The sequence below is a fragment of the Saccharibacillus brassicae genome (assembly GCF_006542275.1).
GTDB classification, from domain to species: domain Bacteria; phylum Bacillota; class Bacilli; order Paenibacillales; family Paenibacillaceae; genus Saccharibacillus; species Saccharibacillus brassicae.
This window is the reverse complement of the sequence record NZ_CP041217.1, coordinates 4,855,860-4,879,208: the sequence shown is the minus strand read 5'-3', so window position 1 is coordinate 4,879,208 and position 23,349 is coordinate 4,855,860. Positions and strand designations below refer to the sequence as shown.

Below are 23,349 nucleotides of genomic sequence, written 5' to 3'. Positions count from 1 at the left end.
CACGGCGCCGGCCATTCCTTGCGCCTACGTACAAGACGCGCAAGGATGGACGCTGTGCGCATACGCATTTGATTTGTGGATCAGCCGGTGTTTGAGCAGATCGTAAATGCCCGACTCGTCGAGCGGCTTGAGCAGATAATCTTCCGCGCCGAGACGAATCGCTTTTTGAATATCGCGGAAATTTTTGCAGGCCGATATGACGACCCAGCTCGCTTTCGAAGAAAAACTGCCGTGCCGCTCGATAAACGTCAAGCCGTTCATTTGACGCATATCGATTTCCGAAAACACGATATGCATCGGCACGGCGCGCATCAGATTCAACGCTTCCTGCGGCGAAGATACTTCAAAAATGGTGCACGCCGCATCGAATTGATGGACTCCTTTTTCGATGGCCCCGTTGACATAAGGATCGTCGGCGATGATCAGAACGTTCATCTCGGTCACACTCCTAAGGGGATATGAGCAGCCCTGAAATTTAATGTATCAAAATTGTATAAGATTACGCTCTCTTTTGCTCCGAAAATCGGGTATGATACTATCAATATCGTATAAAGTTTGGAGAGTGACCTTATGTATGGAGGGCTTGAGCTGTTTTCCGACCTGTCCGAACGGCTGAAATACAACGTGCCCGATTTTCCGATCTGCGTCTATCGGGGTTCGCTGCGCTTTTTCGATACGAACGCTTTCGCTTACCATTGGCATACGGACCTGGAATTCGTAAGGATTCTCGAAGGGTCGATGGACTATGTCGTGAACGGCCGGGAGATCCATCTGGGCCGCGGAGACGGCATCTTCGTCAACAGCAAGCGCCTGCACCGCGGATCTTCGACCGGCAGCGAACACTGCGTATACATCGTCGTGACCGTCCATCCGATGCTGCTCGGCGAGAACACGTTCGCGGGCAAAGTCTATCTCGACCAAAAATTCGGCCATACGGCGGAAGATTTCCTGTTCCTGTCTCCCGACGTGCCCTGGCAGCAGAACGTGCTGAATCTGCTCGGCGGCATGCACGAGTCGATGCTCGGCGCTCCGGACAATCTGCTGCATCTGCTGGCGCAGGCCGTCTCCCTGTGTGCCTGCATGGCCGACCGCATTCGGGAAAACTCTGTCGAACCGGTCGAAGCCGACCAGTTGGCGATCATTCATCGCATGACCGATTATATCCACCAGTGCTACGAGTCCAAGCTTACGATCGACGAGATCGCGGCCGCCGGTTCCGTATGCCGCAGCCGCTGCTGCGAACTGTTCAAACGGCATGTCCATCTGACGCCGAACCATTACTTGACCCGGTACCGCATTCGGAAAAGCTGCGAAATGCTCAAAGAGACGAGCCGGCCCGTCTCCGAAATCTCGCTGGCGTGCGGCTTCCAGACTTCCAGCTATTTCTCGCATGTGTTCCGCAAACAGATCGGGCAGACGCCGCAGGATTACCGCAAGCAGGCGCCGGCGTTGCCGGCCTGACGAGCGTGGCAGCCCAAAAAGAAGCCTGCATAGGGATGAGGCTTCTTTTTGGGCTGCCTATTTAGAGATCCAGTTCGTATAACCGGGCCGAGGCCGGATGAGTCAGCGAGACGCGCAGCTCCCGAAGGGCGGCGTCCCACTCTACCGCGCTGTCCGCCTCGTTCGGATACGCCTGCCGGAACTTCACCTCGTTGTCGCCGAAGCGTTCCAGCGGAATGCCGATGCTCTCGGCTCCGCCCATTCGCCACACGGCCAGATACGTACGTTCGGCGCCCTGCATGCCGAAAGCCATCCAGCCGTCGCCGAACGTCGGCAGACCCAGCGGCCAGAACGGACGGCCGCGTTTGAGATCTTGCCGGATCGTTTTGTAATACGCGATCGCTTCGCGGATCAGTTCGAAGCGATCGTCCGAAATTTCCGCCAGATGGCCGCTTTGGTGAATACGAAGCAGCAGCGTATTCACCATATTCATGACCACTTCTTCGCGCCGGCCCGAATCGTCGTCCAACAATCCCGTGCAGGCAAACGAAGAGACGTATTCCAGCCCGATCTCCGCATCGCTTGGGTTGAAGATTTCGGTCCAGCAGCGAACCGCCGGCAGGCCGTCGAAAAATTGAAGATGGCAGCGGACTTCGAGCCGCGTAAGCGGATCGGACAGCTCCACGGTCAACTGCCGTCCCTGCGCATGCCGCCGATCGGCCAACCGGCCGAACGTCAGCCGTTTGGCGGGCAGCGTACCGGTATGCTTCGACCCGTGATGATCGTCGTGATTTTCTCCGCTCGCCTGAATTTCCGTCAGTCTGAACTTGGATCGTTTCTTCTCGGGCCACGATTGGGCTGCTTCGGCACGGTCGGGGCCCATATGCAGCAGACGCACGTCCCCGCTCTCTGTCACTTCCAACAGCACGTGCAGTCCGTTTTCTTCGATTTTGATCCATGAAGATTGCGTTGTCATGTGTGCCTCCTTGAGATCAACCCTTGACCGAACCGGCCGTCATTCCTTCCACGAGGAACCGCTGCATGAACAAGAACATGAGCACCACCGGAATGACGCTCAGCACCGAGGACGCCATCAGGCTGCCCCAATCGGTCTGGTACAGCCCTTTGAACAAGTTGATTCCGGGCGTTAGCGTCCGATGCGCCTCGTCGTTGATAAACACGAAGCCGAACATGAATTCGTTCCACGCATTGAGAAAAGCGAACATCGCGGCCGCTACCAGACTCGGCAGCGAGACCGGCAGCAAGATCCGGAAGATAAGGCCGACCCGCGAGCAGCCGTCCAGTTCGGCCGATTCTTCCATTTCCAGCGGTACGGAATCGAAAAACCCTTTTAGCATGAACGTGCACAGCGGCACCGTAAACGTTGTGTACGCCAGAATCAACGAAGAATACGTGTTGATCAAATCGACGCGCTGCATGATCAGGTACAGCGGAATGAGCAGCAGCACCCCCGGAATCATCTGCGACAGCAGCATCGCCACGCCGAACGATTTGACGAGGCGAAACCGCGTGAACCGGCTCAGCGCGTATCCGGCGAACACCGAAATCAACAGCGACAGCAGCGTCACCGCGACCGCTACGTACACGCTATTTTTGAAAAAGGTCAAAAAGCTCGACTGCGTCAGCACGTTGACGAAATGCTCCAGCGTCGGATGCGAGACGACAAAGCTTGGAGTGACCGAACGGATCTCTGCCGCCGGTTTGAACGAAGTGGAGACCATCCACAGAAACGGAAACAAGCTGTAAAAAGCAAACCCGAGCAGAACGACATAAGTCACGATTTGAAAAAAAGCTTTTTTGCTCTTACCCATCAACATGGCGCGGCCTCTCCTTTCCTGCGGTTCAGCGTTTCGTTTTGCGGGAAGTATTCATGAAGTTAATCAGGAACACGATCATCATAAATCCAAGCATCATGGAAGCCAAAGCGGACGCCTGGCCGAAATTGTAGTCCTGCATGGCATAGCGGTAAATCTGGATCGGAAGCGTCTCCGTCGCGTACAGCGGGCCGCCTTCGGTCATGACCCAGATGAAATCGAAGTTGATCGCTGTCCAGATCAGGTGAACGAACACGATGGTGACCGATACGGTCTTGAGCTGCGGCAGCACGATGCTGAAAAAGCGTCTGCGCACGCCCGCTCCGTCGATCGCCGCCGCTTCCAGCGTATCGCGCGATACTGACTGCAAGCCGGCCAGCAAGCTAATCGTAAAGAAAGGGAAGCTGCGCCAAATATTGACGAAGATGACGGTCAGCAGCGCCGTATCCATCTCGCCGAGCCAGTAATACGATTGTTCCAGCAGGCCGACTTTGACGAGCAGATAGTTGATGATGCCGAAGTCCGGGTCCAGCATCCAGCTCCATGTCATGCCGGCAACCACGATCGGCACGACCCAGGGGATGATGACAATGCCGCGGAACACGGCTCTGAAACGAATATTTTGATTCAAGGCCAACGCCGAGATCAGGCCGAGCACGTACTCGCCGGCTACCGACAGCAGCGTCCATACGACGGTGTTGCGAAGCGCGGCCTGAAAGTTTTCGTTTTGCAGCACGGAGGCGTAGTTTTGCAAGCCCGCGAATCCTTGCATGCTTGCATTGAGCATATTGTTAAAATAAAAACTGTCCCGAATGACGGTGAGCAGCGGATAAGCGTTCATCGCCACGAAGAACAAAGAGGCGGGAATGATAAAATATAAAGCGATCCGGCGCAATCTTTTCTCACGTAATGTCAATGTATTCACCACTTTTACGATTGGATTAAGAAAAAACAAAACGGGCGATTTGAATCGTCGTTCGCCCGTTATGCCGCGTTATGACTCGCTAAGCTGTCCGCTTGCTTTCAAAGCTTCGTTGATGGATTGCGATAACCAGACGGCGGTCGCTTCGGTGGAGTCGCCTTTGAGCATGAGGCGCGCCAACGAATCTTCCATGGCCCGCGTGATTCCGCCAAGCGATACCGGAGGGAAATTGACGCCCTGCGAAGTCAGCGCCATGAACTGTTCGCCCCATGCGCCGCTGATCGCGTCGCTGCGCGGAGCGGAAGACGGATTGACTTTGGACTGGTAGTCTTTGCTCATCAGGAACGAAGCGAATTTCCAGGTGCTGTCGAGGTGCTCGGAATTGAACAGGTACAGCGGCGCGATTTCCATAAACGTCGCCGGCGTCTTCTTGTAGGGAGGAGCGGCAATCTTGACGTCCTGCATGCCTTCCGGATTTTCGGACGTGCGTCCTTCGATCCATGAACCGTTGACGACCATCGCATACTGGGAAAGCACGAAGCCCTGATCTTCTTCTTCCCATCCCCATGTTTTGGCATTGGCATTGATGATGCCCTGATCGTTCAGGTCTTTGTAAAATTGGAACACTTCGGCCGCTTTTTTCAGCTGCTCGGGATTTTGTTCCCACGTGTTTTTGTATTTGCCGCCTCCCTGATCTTCTGCCAGGGCAACGCCGTTTTGCGCCAGATACATCATCAGTTCCTGCGGAGCGCGAACGCCCGATCCGGCGATGCCGAACGCGTCTTTGCCCGATTTCGCTTTGATGGCCGGTCCCATCGCGATCAGCTCGTCCCACGTTTTGGGAGGAGCGTCATAGCCAGCTTCCTTGAGCATCTTCTCGTGGTACAGCAGCGCCCGAATACCGATATAATTTGGAAGCGCTTTAATTTTTCCGTCGACTTTGAGACCTTGCATTACGTTCGGATAGAGCTTGTCTTTGTCTGCCCATTGGTCGACGTAGGACGTCAAATCCGGAAGCGCATTCATTTGATTGAGTTCGCCAAACCATTCGCCCAAGCCCCAGGTGAGATCCGGCGCATCGCCCGCCGCCACGGCGGCAATCAGCTTCTGGTGCATCGCGTCGTACGAGATGACCTGCAACTTGACCTGAACGTCTTTGTTTTGTTCGTTGAACGTTTTGACCTGCGCCTGAATTTCTTTGCCTTGAGCCGTGCTGGGGTCCAGCGACGCCCAAACGTCGAGCGTCACCGTTTCGTTTGCTTTCGGCGCGTCCCCGTTCTTCGCCGGAGCGGCAGACCCGCCGCCTCCGCAGCCTGACAGCAGCGTGATCGCCAAGGTCGCCGCCAGCAGCGCGCCCCCTGTTTTTGATCTTGTCATCCCGTAATCCCCCTTTATTCGGTCTGATGTTGCGAGCAGCTTGTTTGGTGCCTGCTTTTATTGTAAAGGCGCCGGGGACAACTGCCTATGCGGCGAAATTCAGGCAAATGTTGAAATTACTCGACTTTTCCGTCGGCTTGGCCGGTCGCTTCGATTCGGGCCGCTTCCTTGTAATGGCTCGGTTGAATACCGTTCGCTTTTTTGAACAGTTGGCTAAAATAACGCGCATCGGTATACCCGACTTTGAGCGCGACTTCGTACGTTTTGAGGTTCGTGCCGCTCAGCAGCTTTTTGGCTTGTTCGATACGAACGCCTTTGAGAAACTCCGTAAAGTTTTCGCCCGTCGATTCTTTGAACAGAGTGCAGAAGTAGTTTTTGTTCAGAAAAAACTGCCGGGAGATCTGATCGAGCGTGACCGTGTCGTGATGTTCGACCGCGTACGCTTTGATCGCTTCGATCAGGTGCTTGCCCGATTTGGACCGGTTTTGCGCCGACATGCCTGCCGCGTAATCGTCCGTGATCTGCCTGAATCCGGATTTGATCTGTTCGATATCCATCTTCTGGACGCCCCGCTTGATTTCCGCCAACCGCATCGAAGCCTGCTCTTCCCGGACCGAAGCTTCGAACTTGTACAGCATTTGTTCCAGTTCGGCATGGATTTTACGGGAGCTGGTCCGGTTCAATCGTTCCCGGCTCAATTCGCGTTCCAGCTTGGCCATAAAATGCATGCCGCTCTGCTGCGCCCCGGTATCGAGAAAAAAGCGCAGCAGCACGTGCACTTCGCCCCACTCGTCCCGTTCGTTGCCGGCCGAGTCGGGCTTTTTGGCCAGATAGAACGCGACGTTGTCCGTTTCGGACAGCTTCAGTTCCTCGATCGCCCGCAGCGCTTCCATATGGGCCGATCTCGCGGCGCCGATCCGGGTCTTGCAGCTGCTGATGCCGATCTTGATCTCCATTCGCATACATAAAGCCAACGTTTTCTGGATATGGCTGCCGATGTATTCCAGCGAGTATCCCTGAGCGCGATCTTCGGGGAAAAACAGGACGAATTCGTTCACGCCGTTCAGGTTGCGAAACACGTCGATCCCGCCGCAGTAAACGGCAAGATTTTCTTGGATCACGTTGCGCGAAGCGAAATGGACCGCCGATGTGTCGCCTTCGTAACGGCTCGTCATGCTGGAGCCAAGGTCGATCAGCTTGACAACGACGATACGAAAAGGCTGCTCGGGCAGCGAAATTTGCAGCTGCTCCGATTCGACGATGATTTCGTTCTCGTCGCGGTCCTGCGATTCCAGCAAAAAGCTGACCCATTCGTCCTGCATCAACTGAAGTCCTTGGTGCAGCGTCGCCCGCTGGCGCCGGACCTCGCTCTGATCCCGGGATTCCTGGATGATGTCGTTCTCGACCCGGCCCAGCAGGCTCAGCAGTTCCGCTTCGTTGACCGGTTTGAGCAAATAATCGACCGCCTGCAGCAGAAAAGCGCTGCGGGAATACTCGTAATCGCCGTACCCGCTCAGGACGATCATTTTCGCCTTGAACGAAGAGTCCTGCATCCATTTCAGCAGTTCGAGCCCGTCCATCCCGGGCATGCGGATATCGGTGACAACCACGTCGGGACGCTGCTCCTCGATCAGCCGGCAAGCTTCGCTTCCGCTGTACGCATGTCCGACGATTTCCCAGCCGTAGCGTTCCCATTGGATGACCTGCTCCAATTGGCGATGTACCATGATTTCGTCGTCGACGATTAGAATTTTCATGCCGAATGAACCTCCTTCAATGGTAAATGCAACACGATCAACGTCCCCTGCCCCGGCCTGCTCAACATCTTGATTCCGTAGTCTTCGCCGCAGATCAGCTTGATCCGCTTCTGGATATTGGGCATCCCGATCGAGGCGGACGGCGAACCCGGGAACACGTCCGGGTCGTCCAGCGCCGTGCGCAGCCGTTCAAGTTCGGATGCCGGCATGCCGACTCCGTTGTCCGCCAGCCGCACAATCAGCCGCTCGCCCGGAACATCGACGCACACGCTGATCCGCATTTTTTTCTGACCCTGCATCAAAGGAATCAAGCCGTGCTCCACCGCGTTCTCGACGATCGGCTGCAGCATCAGCTTGGGCATCTTGAGCTCGCGTACTTCGGGACTTGCGGATATGCGAATATGAATGCCTTCCGGCAGACGTTTGTTAATGATGAGCAAATAATTGCGTACATGGGAAATTTCGTCTTTGACCTGGACCCATTCTTTGCGGATCTCCATGTTATACCGATACATATGGCTCAGGGCCAAACAAATCGAACGCATCTCCGGCACCCGGTTCACGGAAGCGATATTCGAGATCAACTGAAGGGTATTGAACAGAAAATGCGGCGAGATTTGCGATTGCAGCGCTTTGATCTGCGCTTCCTGCGTTTGCAGGCGCAAATTCAGCTCGTGATCGATATGCCATTGAATGCGGTGGGCCATTTCGTTGAACCGCATGCCCAAAAACGCGATTTCGTCGGACGTCGTGATCTCGACCCGGGCTTCGTAATTGCCGTCGCGGAGCGCCCGCATTTTGGCATGCAGCTTGAGCACCGGAAGCGTGAGATTGTAGCTGAGCCCGAACGAAAGCAGGGCGCTGATCAGCAGGGAAAAGATGATGATGCCCACGGCGAAATCGCGATAGAAAATCAGCTGCGAAGAAACGCGGAATTCGTAGATCAACGTTTCCCCGCCGCCGTCCAGCCGTGTCTGCACGATCTGGGTGCGGCGATCGCGGTCTTTTTCGTACATGCGGCCGATCAGCGCATGGTCGGAATGGTAGATGATCCGGTTATCGCGGTTCACCATGACGATTCTGCCCTGCTCGAACGTGTTGTACCGCTCCAGCAAAGACTCGAACGACTGCTGCCGCAAGTCGATGACGAGCACCGCAAAAGGCGTACCGAGCATTTTGAGCGGATACAGGTAGCGCACCACAGGTTCGTCGTACAAGCTGCGGTCGTCTATGGCAAAAGCGGGATTTTCGTAAGGAAATGTGAAGTCCCGGAGCACCGACTTCGTATACGTCCGGTTCAGGCTCAAATAATAGTTCGGAGAAAATACCGAATACGGATTACCTTCCAAATCGATAACGTACATCCCTTTGACGTCACTGGATTCGAAACGGCCGTACGTGTTCAAAAAGAACTGCTTCATGCGCTGGCGCGTTTGGTAATCCGCGATTTTGCCGCTGCGTTCGTTCACGTTGCGAAATAAATTTCTCAGCAGCTCGTAATCGTAATAGATCGGATACGCCGACTCGCCGAGATCATCCAGGTACTGCCGGATTTGAAACTTGAGATCCTGTTCGATACGCGTCTGCGCGATCGTGTAATCCTGCCGGGTGCTCTGGGAGACTTGATACAAAATAATCGAAGACGTCAAAACCAACGGGAACAGCGTCGTGAGCAGCATCGCGGTTACGATCTTGGTACGTATTTTTTTGAATTTCACTTCGATCCCCCCAACCCGTGCACGTATGGCGAGCAAAAACCGAACAGCAAATGGATGCGCCTATTTCAGGACGCATCCATTTCTTCGGTTCGAATGAACCGCCCGATAAGAGCTGCCGGGCGACCTGGCGCGAATCGCCGGAGGAAAGTCTTACTGCGGCGGCGCTTGCGGTTCCGGCGTGTCGATGACCGGAGCCGCGATCTGAATCCGATCGATATTCGGGGCGAACCCGTACGTACGCTGCGCCGGGTCCTGCAGGGTCGGATTGGAGAAGGTGATCGAATTCGATCCTTCACGAAGCTCGACTTCGAATACGATCGTGCGGAATTGGCTCCAGTCGATCGTATTGTAGAAGTAGCGCGTCTGCGCCGCGCTTCCGTTCACTTCAATGTCCGCCCGCCGGTCTACGAATCCCGCATTGTACACATGCTGGCGGTCCGATCGGCGTTCGCCGTTGCCGAAAGATACGACCATTCGGTAACGACCGGCCTGCGGCACGGCCACTTCGTTGAACGTCAACGTATTGCCGGAGCCGTTCCCGATCCAGCCCACATATTGGCCGCCGGATGCCGCCGGGCCGTTTTCGACTTTGGCGGTTCCGCTCAGCCGGTTAAGCGGGCTTTCCGCTTCATACGTATCTGTCCGCCGATCGCTTTCCGCGATTTCCAGCGAATCGAGCAGAACGGCTTCCGCAAGTTCCGCCTGCTGCGGATTCGCGAATTGAACACGGTTGATGCCGTTCATCAGGAACACGGTCGTGGAAACGCTGCCCCACTCTTCCGCCGCGGGCAGCGGCACGTCCGTCACGTAACGACCGTCCACCTGCAGCGCCAGCGACGAAGATTCGGCTGCGCCGCCCGCAAGGGCGTACCGAAGATTCAGCTTGTAATAGCCGTCTGCCGGGACATCCACGACGAACTCGGTCAGCCCGGAAGCCGGACCGTCGTACCCGATTGCGTAGCCGGTACCCGTGTATCCGGCTTGTCCGTCGCCGTATTCGACCGAGACATTGCCGTCGATCTTGGCGTATTCGGCTTCGTAGCGATTGCCTGCCGCAAGCGGCGACGTATCCGTGTCCGGCGTAATGACCATTTGGTACGCGGACAAATCGACCAGATTGTTCAGCGGCACTTGAATCTGCCCGTTCGTCACATCGTAATCGCCTTCGTGAACGACGTATGGTGCTCCGCTTGCGCGGTGGGTACCGCTATCGTCCGTGCCCCAGACCGAGACGTGCACGCGGTCCCCGAAATAGTCGGCTTCGTCGAAGCCCTTCACCTCGACGCTCGTCGCGTACGTTTTGGCCGGCCAGGAACCTCCGAACAAAATGCGCGCCTGCTGTTTGTTCTCGTCCAGCGAAGCCAGTCCTTGCAAAGGTCCCGTCAGCGACGGCGGAGTCACCTTGACGGTGTGCCCGGTCAATTCGCCGTACCATTTGTACAGCCACCAGCCGCCGGTCGCTTGATTATTAGTCGTAATAAGATCGTTTAAAGTTCCCGCCGCGGTCCAGTAAGCGAGCATGCCGTCCACTTTGCTGTTTTCCAGACGGGTCATCCATTGGATCAGTTGGCCCGGATTGCCCAGATCGGCGCCGGCCCATTCGGGTCTGCCGTATTCGTTGATCGAGATCGGGCGCTCCGCGATGCCGAGGTCGCGTTCGACTTTGCGGTAATGATCGTAATGCTTGTACCAATCCGTGAAGAAATCGTTGCCCAGTTCATGCCACGTCATCACGTCGGGCAGCACGTTGTTCGCTTGGGCGTATTTGAAAAAGTCTTCGTGCAGCCGCTCGCTGTAAAAAGACAGGTTGGGTCCTGCAATCTTGGCGTTCGGGTCGATCTTTTTCATATGCTGGTATACCGTTTTCCAATCTTCGAAAAAGCGCTGCCGCGTCTCGGCACGGCCGGCATCGTCGTACTTTGCAGGATCGTTGTGTACGACCATGCCTCCGTACCAGTTGCCGTCCGGCTCGTTGAACGGCACGTACACGAACGCGGAACGATTGGGGTCCTGCATCACTTTGGCCATCATGACGTCGATCTTTTGCAAATAATCGGCGATGCCCAAATTTTCGTACGGCCAGTTTACGTACACGTCCTGCATATAGATTTGAACTTCGCGCCCTCCCGCCGCCACGAATTCCGGAGCGACTTTGAGCGCGTCGCCGTTCGGATGCTGCAGGCCGTCAGGCGCTTTTTGCGCGATCGCCTGCGGTCTCAGCGGGGCCAGCACGTTGGACGTCGGAAGACCTTCGCTGCCGAGGCCGTACAGAAAGCCCGACGCGCCGTAACGAAGATCGCCCGTATTTTGAGACAAATCGACGACCAGCGGATTTGCCGGGACCGTTTGCGCGTGGATCGAAGATCCCGGAAACGCCGATACGGCCAGAACCGAGACCGCAACCATGCCCGACAACCATCCTTTTTTCATTTTTCCCATCCTGCAACTCCCCTTTTCGTCAAATAAGAAAGCGATTACATTTGGAACGTTATTAACTTAACAGTTCTAACGGCCAACCTGTGTCAGACAATAATCAGAACGGAGTGGGACAATATTCAGATGTTGCCCGCCCTACGCAAAAAAGCGATCCGCGTCCGCTGCAGGACTGACCGAATCGCTTGTTGCATACGCGTCGTACGGAGAAGCTTTGGAGCGTTACAGCGCTTTGTCGTCCACGCCGTTCAGCCAGTCTTCGATCGTGCCGATGACGGACGAGACGCAGCCGTCTTCGAACGGCGAGATCAGGCCGGCTTCGCGCACGAGACCGGTGAACGACTGCGTGCCGCCGAGACCGCACAGATGCACGTAATCTTTCCACGCAGCGGCGAAATCTTCTCTGGAGCGTTTCCAGAACTGGAACGCGCAGATTTGCGCCAGCGTGTAGTCGATGTAATAGAACGGCGCGCCGAAAATATGGCCCTGCTTCTGCCAGAAGCCGCCGCGTTCCAGATAATCGTTGCCTTCGTAGTTCAGGTGCGGCAAATATTTTTTCTCGATGTCTCTCCAGGCGGCTTTGCGCTCATCCGGCGTCGCGTCCGGATTGGCGTAGACGAAATGCTGGAATTCGTCGACCGATACGCCGTACGGGATAAACAGCAGGCCGGAAGCGAGATGATCGAAGCGGTATTTTTCCGTATCGCCTTCGAAGAACTTCTCCATCCATGGCCAGGTGAAGAACTCCATGCTCATGGAATGGATCTCGGCGGATTCGTACGTCGGCCAGAGATATTCCGGCACTTCGTGTCCGCGGCTGGAATACACCTGGAACGCGTGGCCGGCTTCGTGCGTCAGCACGTCGATATCGCCGGACGTTCCGTTGAAGTTCGAGAAGATGAACGGCGCTTTGTAGTCCGGCAGATACGTGCAGTAACCGCCGCCCGCTTTGCCTTTTTTGCTGACGAGGTCCATCAATTCGTTCTCCTGCATGAATGCGAAAAATTCGTTCGTCTCCGGCGACAGCTCTTTGTACATGTCTTCGCCGTTCTTCACGATCCATTCCGGGTCGCCTTTGGGCGTCGGGTTGCCGCTCTTGAAGCTGAAGCCGTTATCGTAATAACGCAGCGTATCGACGTCGATCCGCGCTTCCTGGCGCTTGCGCAGGCGCGTCGCGGCCGGCACGATTTCTTCCAGCACCTGCTTGCGGAAATTCGCGACCATGTCGGCGTTGTAATCGGTGCGCATCATCCGGTCGTAACCCATCTCGACGAAGCTCGGGTAGCCGAGTTTGTGCGCCATTTTGGTACGCACCTTGACCAGCTCGTCGTACAGGCGGTCAAGTTCCGGTTCTTGTTCGTTCAGAAAACCGAATCTGGCTTCCGACGCTTTCTTGCGCATATCGCGGTCGGTCGACAGCTCGAACGGCAGCAGCTGCGGCAGCGTGCGCTCTTCGCCTTCGAACGGAATTTTCGCGGACGCGATCAGTTGGTCGTATTCGGTGGACAGCTTGTTCTCCAGTTGGAGATCTTCGATGATGTCCGGGCTGAACGTGCGGATCGCGCTCTCGGCCAGAGCAAACAGCTGCTTGCCCCATTTGGCTTCCAGTTCGCCGCGGAATTTCGACGTGGTCAGCGCGCGGTAGTAGTCGGAGATGTACTCCTGCACGACCGGGCCCACTTCGTCCATAAATTCCTGCTCGGCTTTGTAGAATTCGTCGGTCGTATCGATCGAATGACGGATGCTGACGAGCTGGTGCTGCGTGTCGAAGCTGTTGCGCAGCGCGTTGATCTCGTGCATGACAGACTCCTGCTCGCCGATCGTGGCGGCGGCTTCAAAACGGGTGATACATTCCTTGAAATTAATCTTCAACTGGTCAATATTGGGTCGTACGTATTCGAACTGCTGAAAAGTCGTCAATGCTTTTCCTCCTCTGATGTGGCAGACTCTTTCCCCAGTATACGGAATTCGCCGCTTGATCGCCAGATTAAACGTAAAATATTCCGCTTTTTGCGGCAGGTTAGTTGACATAACGAAGTTGTGGTCCAGTCGCACATGGAAAATCCCGCGTGCGGAAGCACGCGAGACTTTTATGAGATGAGACTTTATGAGATGAGACTTTATTAAGATCCTTTTTTAAAAAGAAACGTTCTGGAAAAAGATACGCCGCGGCTCCGACTGGATTCGCTGCGATTTCGCCCCCTTCTTTGTTTAAGACGGGGACATGAAAACCTTATTCGCGGTCGGCTTTGGCGTCTCCAGTCCCGCCCGGATCGCTTCGAGCAGCAATCCCGTCCGGTCGCAGCGGTACTCCCAGAACATGACGCCGCCGAGCTGCTGCTCCAGCGTATACCGGCATTTCCAGGCGATCGACTCCTCGTCGTCGTACGTAATGAACGTGCCGCCGTCATGCAGCCCGCCGTCGTACAGATAAGGCGCTTTGGCTTCGTCGTCCCAATACCGTACGAAGCCGTTACGGTCGATATAGGCTTCGTGCAGATCGGTAAATTCCGGTCCGTAGCCGCCGCTTGTCGCCGCCATCTGGTGCAGACCGTTGTTGACATTTGGCACGCCTTTCCACATTCGGGAATAGAAAGCGGCTCCGATTACGATCTTGTGTCTGGGCACGCCCGCTTTCAGGAACAAATTGACCGAAGCTTCCGTGCTGATCCGAAACAGATCGCCGGTCGGCGTATACAGATTGGTATGATGGCCCGTCAGAATCTGAAAACCGCCACGCATATCGTACGTCATCAGCTGTACGTAATCAAGGTAGAGCTGGACTTCGTCCATCTGCGTTCCGTCGATATAATATTGATCCGCTCCGGCGGCAATCGTGAGCAGATAATGCCGTTCGTCCGCGGCGCCGCGTTCATCCAGCGCTTCGCGAATCGTGCGCAGCAGCAGGGTAAAGTTGCCCCGGTCGTCCGGGCTTGCGGCAATGCCGGCTTCGGCGTAGCACGGATATTCCCAGTCGAGGTCGATCCCGTCCAGGCCGTATTGAGCGATGACGTCAAGCGACGACTGCGCCATAGAACGGCGTCCGTGCTCCGTCGACGCCGCTTCGGAAAATCCGCCCGCGCTCCAGCCTCCGACCGACAGCAGGATCGAGACGTCGGGATGTTCTTGTTTGATTCGGTTCAGTTCGTGCATGTTGCGCAAATGTTCCGTAACGATCACATCATCCTGCACATGGCCGAACGCGATATTGATATGTGTCAGCTTGAGCAGGTCTTCCGTTTTGAGGTCCGGCAGATCGGCATGGCCGACATAGCCGACTACGCGCGGAGCGAAACCGGCGGCAGGCGTCGAATCGGCAGCAAAAATTTCGGATCGGTCGTGAGAATCGCGGTTCATGTCGGTTCCTCTTTTCTCGTAAAATAGGGACGGCTGACGGTCAGATCAGTTCAGGGTCAGTTCGGGTCAGTCCAGGTCAGATCAGGTCGGGCCGGTTCAGGTGTATCCGTCCGGATCAGCCGCGCACGGTGCGCAGAATTTGCAGCGCTTCGGCGCAGCTGCCCGGCTTGTAGCCGGACTCCGCGTAGCGGACGTTCAGATCGGCGTCGAGCACGAACAGATGCGGGTATTCCGCGCCGGGCGGCGGGCAGTTCGCGTTCATCGCCGCGAACGCTTCGCCGGAATGGTCGTAGGCGAAGACCGCGCCGGACGGCAGCGTCTTCGGCACGAACGGCCGCACGGCGGCGGGCACTTGGGCGGCTCCGGCAGGCCGGTCGGCCGCAGCGCCGCCGGCTTCGGGCGCTACCGCAGCGCCGGCTTCGCTTGCGGCGAGGCCGGCGTGGACGATAAAGAGCAGCGGCACCTCGGCGGCTTCGAGCGTCTCCTTAAGCTCGCCGGCTTCGCGCAGCAGATGCCGCGTCGGTTCCAGCCGGTAATCGATCCAGGCGACGAGCGCGCCCTTGCCGCCGGACAGTTCGGCGAGCGTCCGCGCTTCGCCGCTTGGCAGCGTCAGGCGGGAATGACCTTCCGCGGCGGCCAGCACCGGAACCGATTGTTCCGGTTCGCGGAAAACGGGTTCAAGCTCCGTTTCGCGGCCCGGTTCGATCACGAAATGGAACAGGCGGCCCAGCACGCGGCCGTTTTGCAGCCGGATGCCGGTAGTCATCCGGTAATCGCCGGCTTCCAGTTCGAACGGAATGTCGTAGACGTCCTGACGTCGAAACGGATAATTCAGCGTCGTATAGAAGCCGCGTTCCAGCCGCGCAAGCGTAAAGTTCTCGCGGTAGGACGCTTCGACGGCCGGCGCGGAAATTTCACGCGGCGCGGCAGCCGGTTCGGGCCGCCGCAGGCGCAGCGTGCCGTAGGCCGCGCGGCCTTGCGCCGCTTCGGCGGCTTCCGCGGTTTCCGCGGCGCGGATTCCGGTTCCGCGCTCGGCCCCGGTTCCGCGCTCGGCCCCGGTTCCGCGCTCGGCATCGGGGTCGGCGTCGATTCCGGCTCCGGCTTCGATCGGGCGTTCGAGATCGATCCAGCCCGAGCCTTCGCCGGCGTCGACCCACGCCTGCGGGTGCTGCGCCGCCGGATGCAGGCGCGCCGCAATGCCGAAGCTGCGGCAGAGAGCGACGAGCATGATCTCGACCGATTCGCGGTCGCCGGCCCGCAGCGCGAACGTCCCGGCCGGAGACGCTTTGCCCGGCACGGGTGTCCGGCGCGGCAGGACGCTCCAGTCCGCGGCGACTTTTCTCGCCAGCCGCTGCGGATCGGCCCGGTAAGCTTCGGCGTCTTCGGCCGTGAACGCGCCGCGCAGCTGCGCGCGGTACGGCGCGAGCTTCTCCCAGCGTACGCGCGGACAGAGCACGTACGGAATGAAATGCTCATCGGCAGGATCGGGTTCGGCGCTTTCATCCGTGCCGGTCTTCCATTCGGATTCCGCTCCGGCTTCCCATCCGATAGGCATGCCGGTTTCCCGACCGGCTTCAAGCCCACCGCGCAGATGATCGTCCAGCGTCGCCCGATCGGTATCGATCAGGTCTTTGGACGTCAGGCTCTCCAGCAGCCGCAGCGGCCACTCGCCGCGCTGCGGCGTGTGCTGTTGCAGAAACGCCGCGATCTCCCCGGCATTGCCCCGGGCATCGCCCAGCACCTTGAAGACGCGCGCCGCGTCCAATCCAAGCGAATCGGCCAGAGCCGCCGCTTCCGCCTCGCCGGCAAAGCCCGCTTCGAAAGCGGCGCGAATCCGCTCGCCTTCGGCGATGCGGCTCCGGTGCCGGGCGAGCCGCTCTTCCGGCAGCGGCTCCTCGGCCGCGCCGGCAAGTTCCGGCGGCGGCGTCAGTTCAAAATCGACGCGGCCCGAAGGCTGGCCGCTATGCGCAAGCACGAGTTCCACCGTCTCCGCGGCAGACGAATCTTCCGACTGCCCGGCGCCGTGATTCGGCGCAACCGCCCGGCTTCCGTATACGGTACACTCGCTCCACAGTCCGCCCTGCGAGGCGCGCACGACCAGATCGCCGTAGCCGGTCACGAACCGCAGCCGGCCGTCCATGCCGGCCACCATCGAAGACAACGGATGCAGCTCCGCATAATTGTAGAGCTGGAACTGCACGTCCGCGCCTGCCGCCGGGCGGCCGTCCGCGTCTGTCACGCGAACTTCAAGCGTCCGCACCGGCGCGTAATTCGCCAGCAGATTGATCTCCGTATGCACGCCGTCGCCATGCGTCACCGGTTCCGGCCCGGCGTAGCCGGCCGGCACCCGCGTGTGCACCAGCATGGCGCGGCGCGCCGGGCCGTCGAACCAGCCCCGGTCAAGGGCCGGCTCCGGCTCGCAGGCGCCGATAAAATGCCACGCCCCGTCCGCCCACGCTTCGACCCAGGCGTGGTTGTCGTCCACATGCGCCCAGCGCGGCGTGTAACATTGGCGCGCCGGAATGCCGATGCTGCGCAGCGCGGCCGTCGCAAGCGTCGATTCTTCGCCGCAGCGTCCCTTGGCGCTGCGAATCATGCCAAGCGGCGAGATCGTCCGGGCGTCGCTGCCGGTATAGGTCGCTTTTTCGTAACACCAGTAATTGGTCTCCAGCACGGCGTCGGACATCGACAACCCCCGTACCCGATCCCGCAGCTCTCCGGCGATCTCGTCCCGATAATCTTCGATACGTTCATTGTTGATCCGGGGCGGCAGCACGTAATGCAGAAACAGCTCATCCGGCACCGAAGCTCCCCAAGGCATCTCTTCGCGCATCCGCAGCGCCTGCCGCACATGGGTCAGGAACAGTTCGCCGTCGTAATCCGCCAGATCGTTGATCGGCATATGCGCGTACAGGAATTCGAGCGCCAACCGTTCTTCTTCGCTCAGCGGCCCGGCGAATACGCCAAAGCATTCTTTTTCCCGCGCGGCCGCAAGCTTTCTCTGCTGTTCGAACGCGGCCGAGATGTCCTGCATGCGCGGCGCGTCCAACGAGAACGGATAGGACGGCTTTGCCGATTGCATCATCAAGCCGTTCGCCTGTTGTTCCTGTTCTTGTCCGGGTTCATGTTCTTGTCCGGGTTCCCGTTCAGCCTTGCTCTCGTCCGTTCGCATGTCCGCTCACTCCTTCCACAGTTTGCCGTCTTCGCGTATCCAGTACGCCCCGCTGTCGTCCGCCGACGGCAGACGCATACGGAACGAATGCGTCGTCGTCTCGATCGACAGTCCCGCTCCGTCCAGAGCCGACAGTTCCCCGTCTGCATCGCCGTCTTCCAGCAGCAGAGCCAGCTCGGACGCGAAACTTCCCGACCGCTCGTACAGATTGCGCTGGCGGTAATACAATCGTCTCAGCTTCCACTTGACCGTCTCGTCCGCCGGCAGCTCGAACGGTTCAGGTTCCGCCTCGCCTTTTCCGGCAAAGCGTACAAATCCCCACATTTCCGGGTAGTGCATATTGACGACGCCCTGCGGCGACCAGACCCAGTTGTCTTCCGGATAAGGACGATCGTTATCCGGGTTAATCCGCTTGCGGTATTCGCCGCTGTCTTTGTCCACCTGCCACTGCACGCGGGAAAAATTGACGCGCCAGTACTGCCCGGCTTCCGGCGGCTTCTGCCCTTCGGCACATTCGCGCAAAATGCTCCACGGCATCGCGACTTCCACGCTCCAGCTCCGGTTGTCCGCGGCCGGATCGTTCAGCGTACCGTCGATATGTACCGCCGTCCGCAGGCCGCGGATGTCCCAGCCGTTAACCGGAGGCCCGCCGTCCCGGTAAGGGGTGACCAGCATGAGATCCCAGACCGTGTTCAGCGCGTTGATCTCGAATTCGTAATACTGGTGGCTGTCTCCGTCGGGATCGATAAAAATTTCAAAATCGTTATCGTAAAAAATGACCGATTCGCGCTCGGTGAGCGTCGCCCAGATCTCGTCTTCTTCCAGCTGCGCCCCGATATAGAAATATTCGTCGTCCCACAGCATCTTCGCCCGCGTCAATTTGCCCGGCCGGGGCTTGGCATCGCCTTCGATATCGACAAAGCTGTCCGTCCACGGCGCATTCGCCCAGAACGGCTTGTCGAGCCGCCCGTCCAATTCAAGCTTGCCCGGGGCCCGCCCGCACACGTACGAACGCGGCGCAAACGGGATCGCCGGTTCCGGCATTCCGCCAAGATTCATCTTTTTTCCTCCTCCGATTCCGTTCCGTTCCTGCCTGCGCAAAAAGCGGCGGTGCTCCCGCTTCCGGTGCCGCCCGCCGCTGTGCGATTGTCAAAGCCTGCGCGCTTCCTCGCTCACGCCTCGCTTAACCGGATGACGAGCGCGATCGGCGTCTCGCCTCCGCGGACCGATTCCGGCAGCTCCACGACGATCCCATCGTTCGTCTGCCGCAGCGTAAGTTCCTCTTCGCTTCCCAGCAGTTCGGCCCCCCGGAACTCGCCGACTGCCGGAATCTCCAGTTCGCTTTCCACCGTGTCTCCTTCGGCATAGAGCCGGATCGCGTACACGTCGCTTCCTTTGCGCGTAAACCGGATCTTCTTGTCCGCCGACGCGTAAGTTTCGCACACCCGCGTGCCGTAGATGCCCTCGCCGTTGACCGCAAGCCAGGCGCCGAGCCCTTTCATGCCTTGGATCGCCGCGGCCGGCAGTCGGCCGTCCGGCTGCGGGCCGACGTTGAGCGCCAGATTGCCGCCTTTGGCCACGATCTCGACGAGCAGGTGCACGAGCTCGCGCACGCTTTTGTACCGGTCTTCATAATTGAAGGAAAAAGAAGTGCCCATCGTGATACAGCTCTCCCACGGCACGTTTAGCGGCCGTTCCGGCAGCGTCTGTTCCGGCGTGATCAGGTTCTCGTACGGCCCGCCCACGGTCCGGTCGGCGCTCAGCAGCCACGGCTGGTGTTCCCGGCGAATCTCGTCGACCAGTTCGCCGAGCCGGATATCCTGTCCGCTGCCCGCGTTCACCCAACCGGCGTCGAGCCACAGCATGTCGATCCGGCCGTACCGGGTCATCAGTTCGGTAATCTGCTCGTGCGTGAACTTAACGAACTTTTCCCACAGCCACGGATACGCCGCAGGATCGTACGACGGGCCGCGCCACATTTTCTCGCCCCGCTCCATGCCCGGCGCCCAGTAATCCGGCGTATGCCAGTCCGCTTTGGAGAAATAGGCCGAGATCGCAAGTCCCCGCGAGCGGAAAGCGTCGAACAGGTTCTTGCAGATGTCCGCGTACTTGTGCCGATGGAACGGCGTATCCGGTCCGGTAATGCGGTAATCGGTCGTATGCGTGTCCCACATGCAGAAGCCGTCGTGATGTTTGGTCGTGAAGGTCAAATATTTGAATCCGCCTTCCGCGGCCAGATCGGCCCACAGCTCCGGCTGGAACCGGATCGGATTGAACGTTCGGTTCAGGTCGAAATATTCCCGCTTCAATTCTTCGCCTTCGACGCCCCAGTCGATGCAGTCTCTCGCCCAGTCCGCGTCTCCGTCGCTCAGCGCCCAGGACTCTACCACGCCGAGCTGCGAATACGGTCCCCAGTGCATCATCAAGCCGAGCTTCTGGTCTTTGAACCATTCGAGGCGTTCGAGCAGCAGCGGATCTTCCGGCTTCACCCATTCGTCTTCGCTGCTGTAATTGTGCACGCCTTCATGCACGACCGGTTCCGGTTCCCGTGCTTCTTCCGCGATTTTCGCTTCCGTCATCTGCTCCTCCTTCTCGAATCTCCTGTCCACGGCCTTCGCGGCAGGCGTTCGATCTGTCGTTGTCGATCGGGTTATTGCCGCTTGTTCCCCAATAAGGGGCGGGGAACGAAGGGCCCGAGCCGCTTCGTTCTCCGCCCCGCCGTTTAGGATCGAGGCGAGACGCCGTCTATCCGCTTACTGCGCGTTCTCGCTGTTCCATTGGTCGTACGCTTCCTGGTAAATTTCCACGATGCGGTCGCTGCCCATCTTTTTGAGCTGCGCCACGTAGCTGTCCCAGTTGCTCATCGGTTCCTGTCCGGTTACGAATTTCGCTTCCATCTGCTCCACATACGTATTCATGTCGGACAGCAGCGCGGACACTTCCGTCTGCGCGTCGTTCGTCAGATACACGTTCGGGAACGGAATTTTGGCGATCGGCACCAGCTTCTCTTCGTTTTGCTTCACGACCCAGTCTTCGACTTCGCTGCGCAGGCCGTTCGTCAGTTCGGGAATGTTGACGCCCGGCGTCACGATGCCGTAGTTCGGCGTCAGCGTCGCGCGGTATTCTTCGCGGTCGCCGCCGCCCGGCACGTCGAGGAATTTCTTCTCGTGCGTCGCTTCGTCGACGTAGTCCCACATTTTGCCGCGCGGTCCTTGCGTCCACAGCGTCGCGCCGTCATAGCCGTATTGGTAATCGATCCAGCGCATGCTCGCTTCCGGATTCGGATTGGTGACCGTAATGGCGAAGTTGCCGTTGGACGACATGCCCGGATGTTTGCCGTAGACCGGCGTACCGGCGATTTCGCTCGCTACCGGCGTCATCATCGGGTCCTGCATCGTTTCTTCGGTTCCGCCGAGCGTGAAGTACGGGTAGTAATCGCTGAACAGCGCCAGCTGGTTTTTCGCGCCTTTGGCTTTTTTCTGTTCGTCCGTTTGCGAGAACGTCTCGTGGTCCAGCAGATCTTCGTTCCACAGCTTGTTCAGGAAGGTCAGATAGCCTTTATAGCCTTCTTCCTGCGGCGTGTAATGCACTTTGCCGTCTTTGTCCGCGTAATACACTTCGTTGTACATGCCCCAGAAGCCGAGGAAGTACATGCGCAGATCGTCCAGCTTGACCGAAGTCAGCGGAATTTCGTCGGCTTTGCCGTTTCCGTTCGGATCTTCCGTTTTGACTTTTTTCAGGTAAGCGTACAGTTCGTCGGTCGTTTTCGGTTCTTCGACGCCCAGCTTTTCCAGGAATTCGCCGTTGTACCACATCGGGCCGCGGTACCAGACCGCTGTCGTATCGATAAACGGCAGCGCGTAGATATGGCCGTCCGTCGTCGTGATCGATTTGCGCACGTTCGGGTTTTCGTCGAGGATTTTTTTGAGATTGGGCGCGTAATTGTCGATCAAATCTTCCAGCGGCACAAGCTGCCCCTGCGTGCCGTAGCTGACCTGCTCAGCCGGCGTGATGTCGGCGGCGTACAGCATGTCGGGCAGATCGCCGCTTGCGAACACGAGATTTTTCTTCGTCGGGAAGCTGTCGATCGGCGCCGTCTGGAACTCGACTTTGATGTTGGACAGTTTCTCCATCTCCTGGATGACCGGCATCGTGTCCCACGGCGCCATATCGGCGCTCGGCGAGAACACGCTCAGCGTAATCGGTTCTTCCACGATCGGGAACCCGTCCTTGCTTACGCTTCCGCCGGTCTCCGACGCCGTTTCCGTCGTTCCGCCGGATTGGCAGGCGGATGCCAGCATCGAGAACAACAATACCCCGGACAGCGCGGCTGCCCCTTTTCTACGACCCGTTTTCATACAAAATCCTCCCCTTTTCTCTGAATGGCCCTACTGTACGGTGTCCCGTACTCTATGGCAAGATCAGCCCTTGACGGAACCGATCATGACACCTTGCACAAAATAGCGCTGCAGGAACGGATAGACGGCAATGATCGGCAGCGTCGCGACGATGATGACGGCGTATTTGACGAGCGCGGCGACTTCGGCTTTGTTGTTGAGCGAAGTCGCCATCGTGGCGTCGATCGTGCCGGCCTGCGCCGACATCTGCTGCAGGACGAGAATCTGGCGCAGCACCAGCTGCAGCGGATATTTCTCCTGCTGGTTCAGGTAGATCATCGCGGAGAAGTAATTGTTCCAGTGCCCGACGCCGAAAAAGAGAGCCATAACGGCGATGAGCGCGGTCGACAGCGGCAGCACGATCCGGAAATAGAGGCGGAAATTGCTGCATCCGTCGATTTCCGCCGCTTCCTGCAGTTCCCTCGGGATCGAGGACTGGAAAAACGTGCGGCAGACGATCAGATTCCAGACCGAAGTCGCGCCCGGCAGAATCAACGCCCACATGCTGTCGACGAGGCCGAGATTGCGCACGACCAGATAAGTCGGAACGAGGCCGCCGCCGAAAAACATCGTGACGATGAACAGAATCATGAACAGGTTGCGGCCCACAAAATCCCTGCGGCTGAGCGCATAGGCGGCCGGCAGCGTCACGAGCAGATTGACCAGCGTCCCGACGACGGTGTAGATGATCGTGTTCAGGTAGCCGTTCCAGATGCTGGGGTCCTGGAACACCCGCCGGTACCCTTCGAACGTGATGTCTTTCGGCAGCAGCCACATTTCTCCGGCGGCCACGATGGTCGGATTGCTGATCGAAGCGCTAAGAATGTAGATCAGCGGGTAAGCGACGACGATAAGGGCTACCGTCAGCAGCAAATACACGAAGGCGAGAAAAATTTTGTCCTGTTTCGTTTCCTTGATCGAGCTGATCATGCTTCATCCCT

The 23,349-nt window shown here is 58.1% G+C and carries 16 protein-coding genes; 1 reads left to right on the top strand and 15 read right to left on the bottom strand.

The window, feature by feature from the left end:
- Positions 1 to 24: 24 nt before the first annotated feature.
- Positions 25 to 435 carry a response regulator transcription factor gene (locus FFV09_RS20400; protein WP_141449542.1) on the bottom strand — a complete coding sequence of 137 codons (411 nt, stop codon included), beginning with the start codon at positions 433 to 435 and terminating at the stop codon, positions 25 to 27.
- A gap of 135 nt (positions 436 to 570) precedes the next feature.
- Between FFV09_RS20400 and FFV09_RS20395 the strand changes: the two genes are divergently transcribed.
- On the top strand, positions 571 to 1,461 hold the full coding sequence (locus FFV09_RS20395) for a helix-turn-helix transcriptional regulator (RefSeq protein ID WP_141449541.1): 891 nt from the start codon (positions 571 to 573) through the stop codon (positions 1,459 to 1,461).
- Positions 1,462 to 1,522: 61 nt separating this feature from the next.
- Here the strand turns inward: FFV09_RS20395 and FFV09_RS20390 are convergent, their stop codons facing one another.
- The 14 genes from FFV09_RS20390 to FFV09_RS20325 all read right to left on the bottom strand — a co-directional run bounded on the left by FFV09_RS20390 (position 1,523) and on the right by FFV09_RS20325 (position 23,338).
- Complete coding sequence (locus tag FFV09_RS20390) at positions 1,523 to 2,416, bottom strand: hypothetical protein (protein WP_141449540.1); 894 nt, start codon at positions 2,414 to 2,416, stop codon at positions 1,523 to 1,525.
- A 16-nt stretch (positions 2,417 to 2,432) separates the two neighbouring features.
- Complete coding sequence (locus FFV09_RS20385; protein WP_141449539.1) at positions 2,433 to 3,278, bottom strand: carbohydrate ABC transporter permease; 846 nt, start codon at positions 3,276 to 3,278, stop codon at positions 2,433 to 2,435.
- Positions 3,279 to 3,303: 25 nt separating this feature from the next.
- A complete protein-coding gene (locus tag FFV09_RS20380; protein WP_246098397.1) occupies positions 3,304 to 4,191 on the bottom strand; it encodes a carbohydrate ABC transporter permease in 888 nt (295 codons plus the stop codon).
- Positions 4,192 to 4,269: 78 nt separating this feature from the next.
- Positions 4,270 to 5,574, bottom strand: coding sequence for an ABC transporter substrate-binding protein (locus FFV09_RS20375; protein WP_141449538.1), 1,305 nt, complete (start codon positions 5,572 to 5,574; stop codon positions 4,270 to 4,272).
- Positions 5,575 to 5,690: 116 nt separating this feature from the next.
- Entirely contained in the window at positions 5,691 to 7,331 is a 1,641-nt protein-coding gene (locus tag FFV09_RS20370) for a response regulator transcription factor (protein WP_141449537.1), read from the bottom strand.
- Positions 7,328 to 9,049, bottom strand: coding sequence for a sensor histidine kinase (locus tag FFV09_RS20365; protein WP_141449536.1), 1,722 nt, complete (start codon positions 9,047 to 9,049; stop codon positions 7,328 to 7,330). The genes FFV09_RS20370 and FFV09_RS20365 overlap by 4 nt, the downstream gene beginning before the upstream one ends.
- Before the next feature lie 150 nt (positions 9,050 to 9,199).
- On the bottom strand, positions 9,200 to 11,488 hold the full coding sequence (locus tag FFV09_RS20360; RefSeq protein ID WP_212635448.1) for a carbohydrate-binding protein: 2,289 nt from the start codon (positions 11,486 to 11,488) through the stop codon (positions 9,200 to 9,202).
- A gap of 216 nt (positions 11,489 to 11,704) precedes the next feature.
- Positions 11,705 to 13,348: a M3 family oligoendopeptidase gene (locus tag FFV09_RS20355; RefSeq protein ID WP_425472331.1), complete on the bottom strand. Its 1,644-nt coding sequence runs from the start codon at positions 13,346 to 13,348 to the stop codon at positions 11,705 to 11,707.
- A 345-nt stretch (positions 13,349 to 13,693) separates the two neighbouring features.
- Positions 13,694 to 14,839: a glycoside hydrolase family 18 protein gene (locus FFV09_RS20350; protein ID WP_141449534.1), complete on the bottom strand. Its 1,146-nt coding sequence runs from the start codon at positions 14,837 to 14,839 to the stop codon at positions 13,694 to 13,696.
- Between the two features lie 115 nt (positions 14,840 to 14,954).
- Positions 14,955 to 17,924, bottom strand: coding sequence for a transglutaminase-like domain-containing protein (locus tag FFV09_RS20345; RefSeq protein WP_246098396.1), 2,970 nt, complete (start codon positions 17,922 to 17,924; stop codon positions 14,955 to 14,957).
- Between the two features lie 93 nt (positions 17,925 to 18,017).
- On the bottom strand, positions 18,018 to 19,070 hold the full coding sequence (locus FFV09_RS20340) for a carbohydrate-binding family 9-like protein (protein WP_141449533.1): 1,053 nt from the start codon (positions 19,068 to 19,070) through the stop codon (positions 18,018 to 18,020).
- Between the two features lie 113 nt (positions 19,071 to 19,183).
- On the bottom strand, positions 19,184 to 20,590 hold the full coding sequence (locus tag FFV09_RS20335; protein WP_141449532.1) for an alpha-L-fucosidase: 1,407 nt from the start codon (positions 20,588 to 20,590) through the stop codon (positions 19,184 to 19,186).
- Positions 20,591 to 20,764: 174 nt separating this feature from the next.
- Positions 20,765 to 22,369 carry an extracellular solute-binding protein gene (locus FFV09_RS20330; RefSeq protein ID WP_141449531.1) on the bottom strand — a complete coding sequence of 535 codons (1,605 nt, stop codon included), beginning with the start codon at positions 22,367 to 22,369 and terminating at the stop codon, positions 20,765 to 20,767.
- Between the two features lie 63 nt (positions 22,370 to 22,432).
- Complete coding sequence (locus FFV09_RS20325) at positions 22,433 to 23,338, bottom strand: carbohydrate ABC transporter permease (protein WP_141449530.1); 906 nt, start codon at positions 23,336 to 23,338, stop codon at positions 22,433 to 22,435.
- Positions 23,339 to 23,349 lie beyond the last annotated feature (11 nt).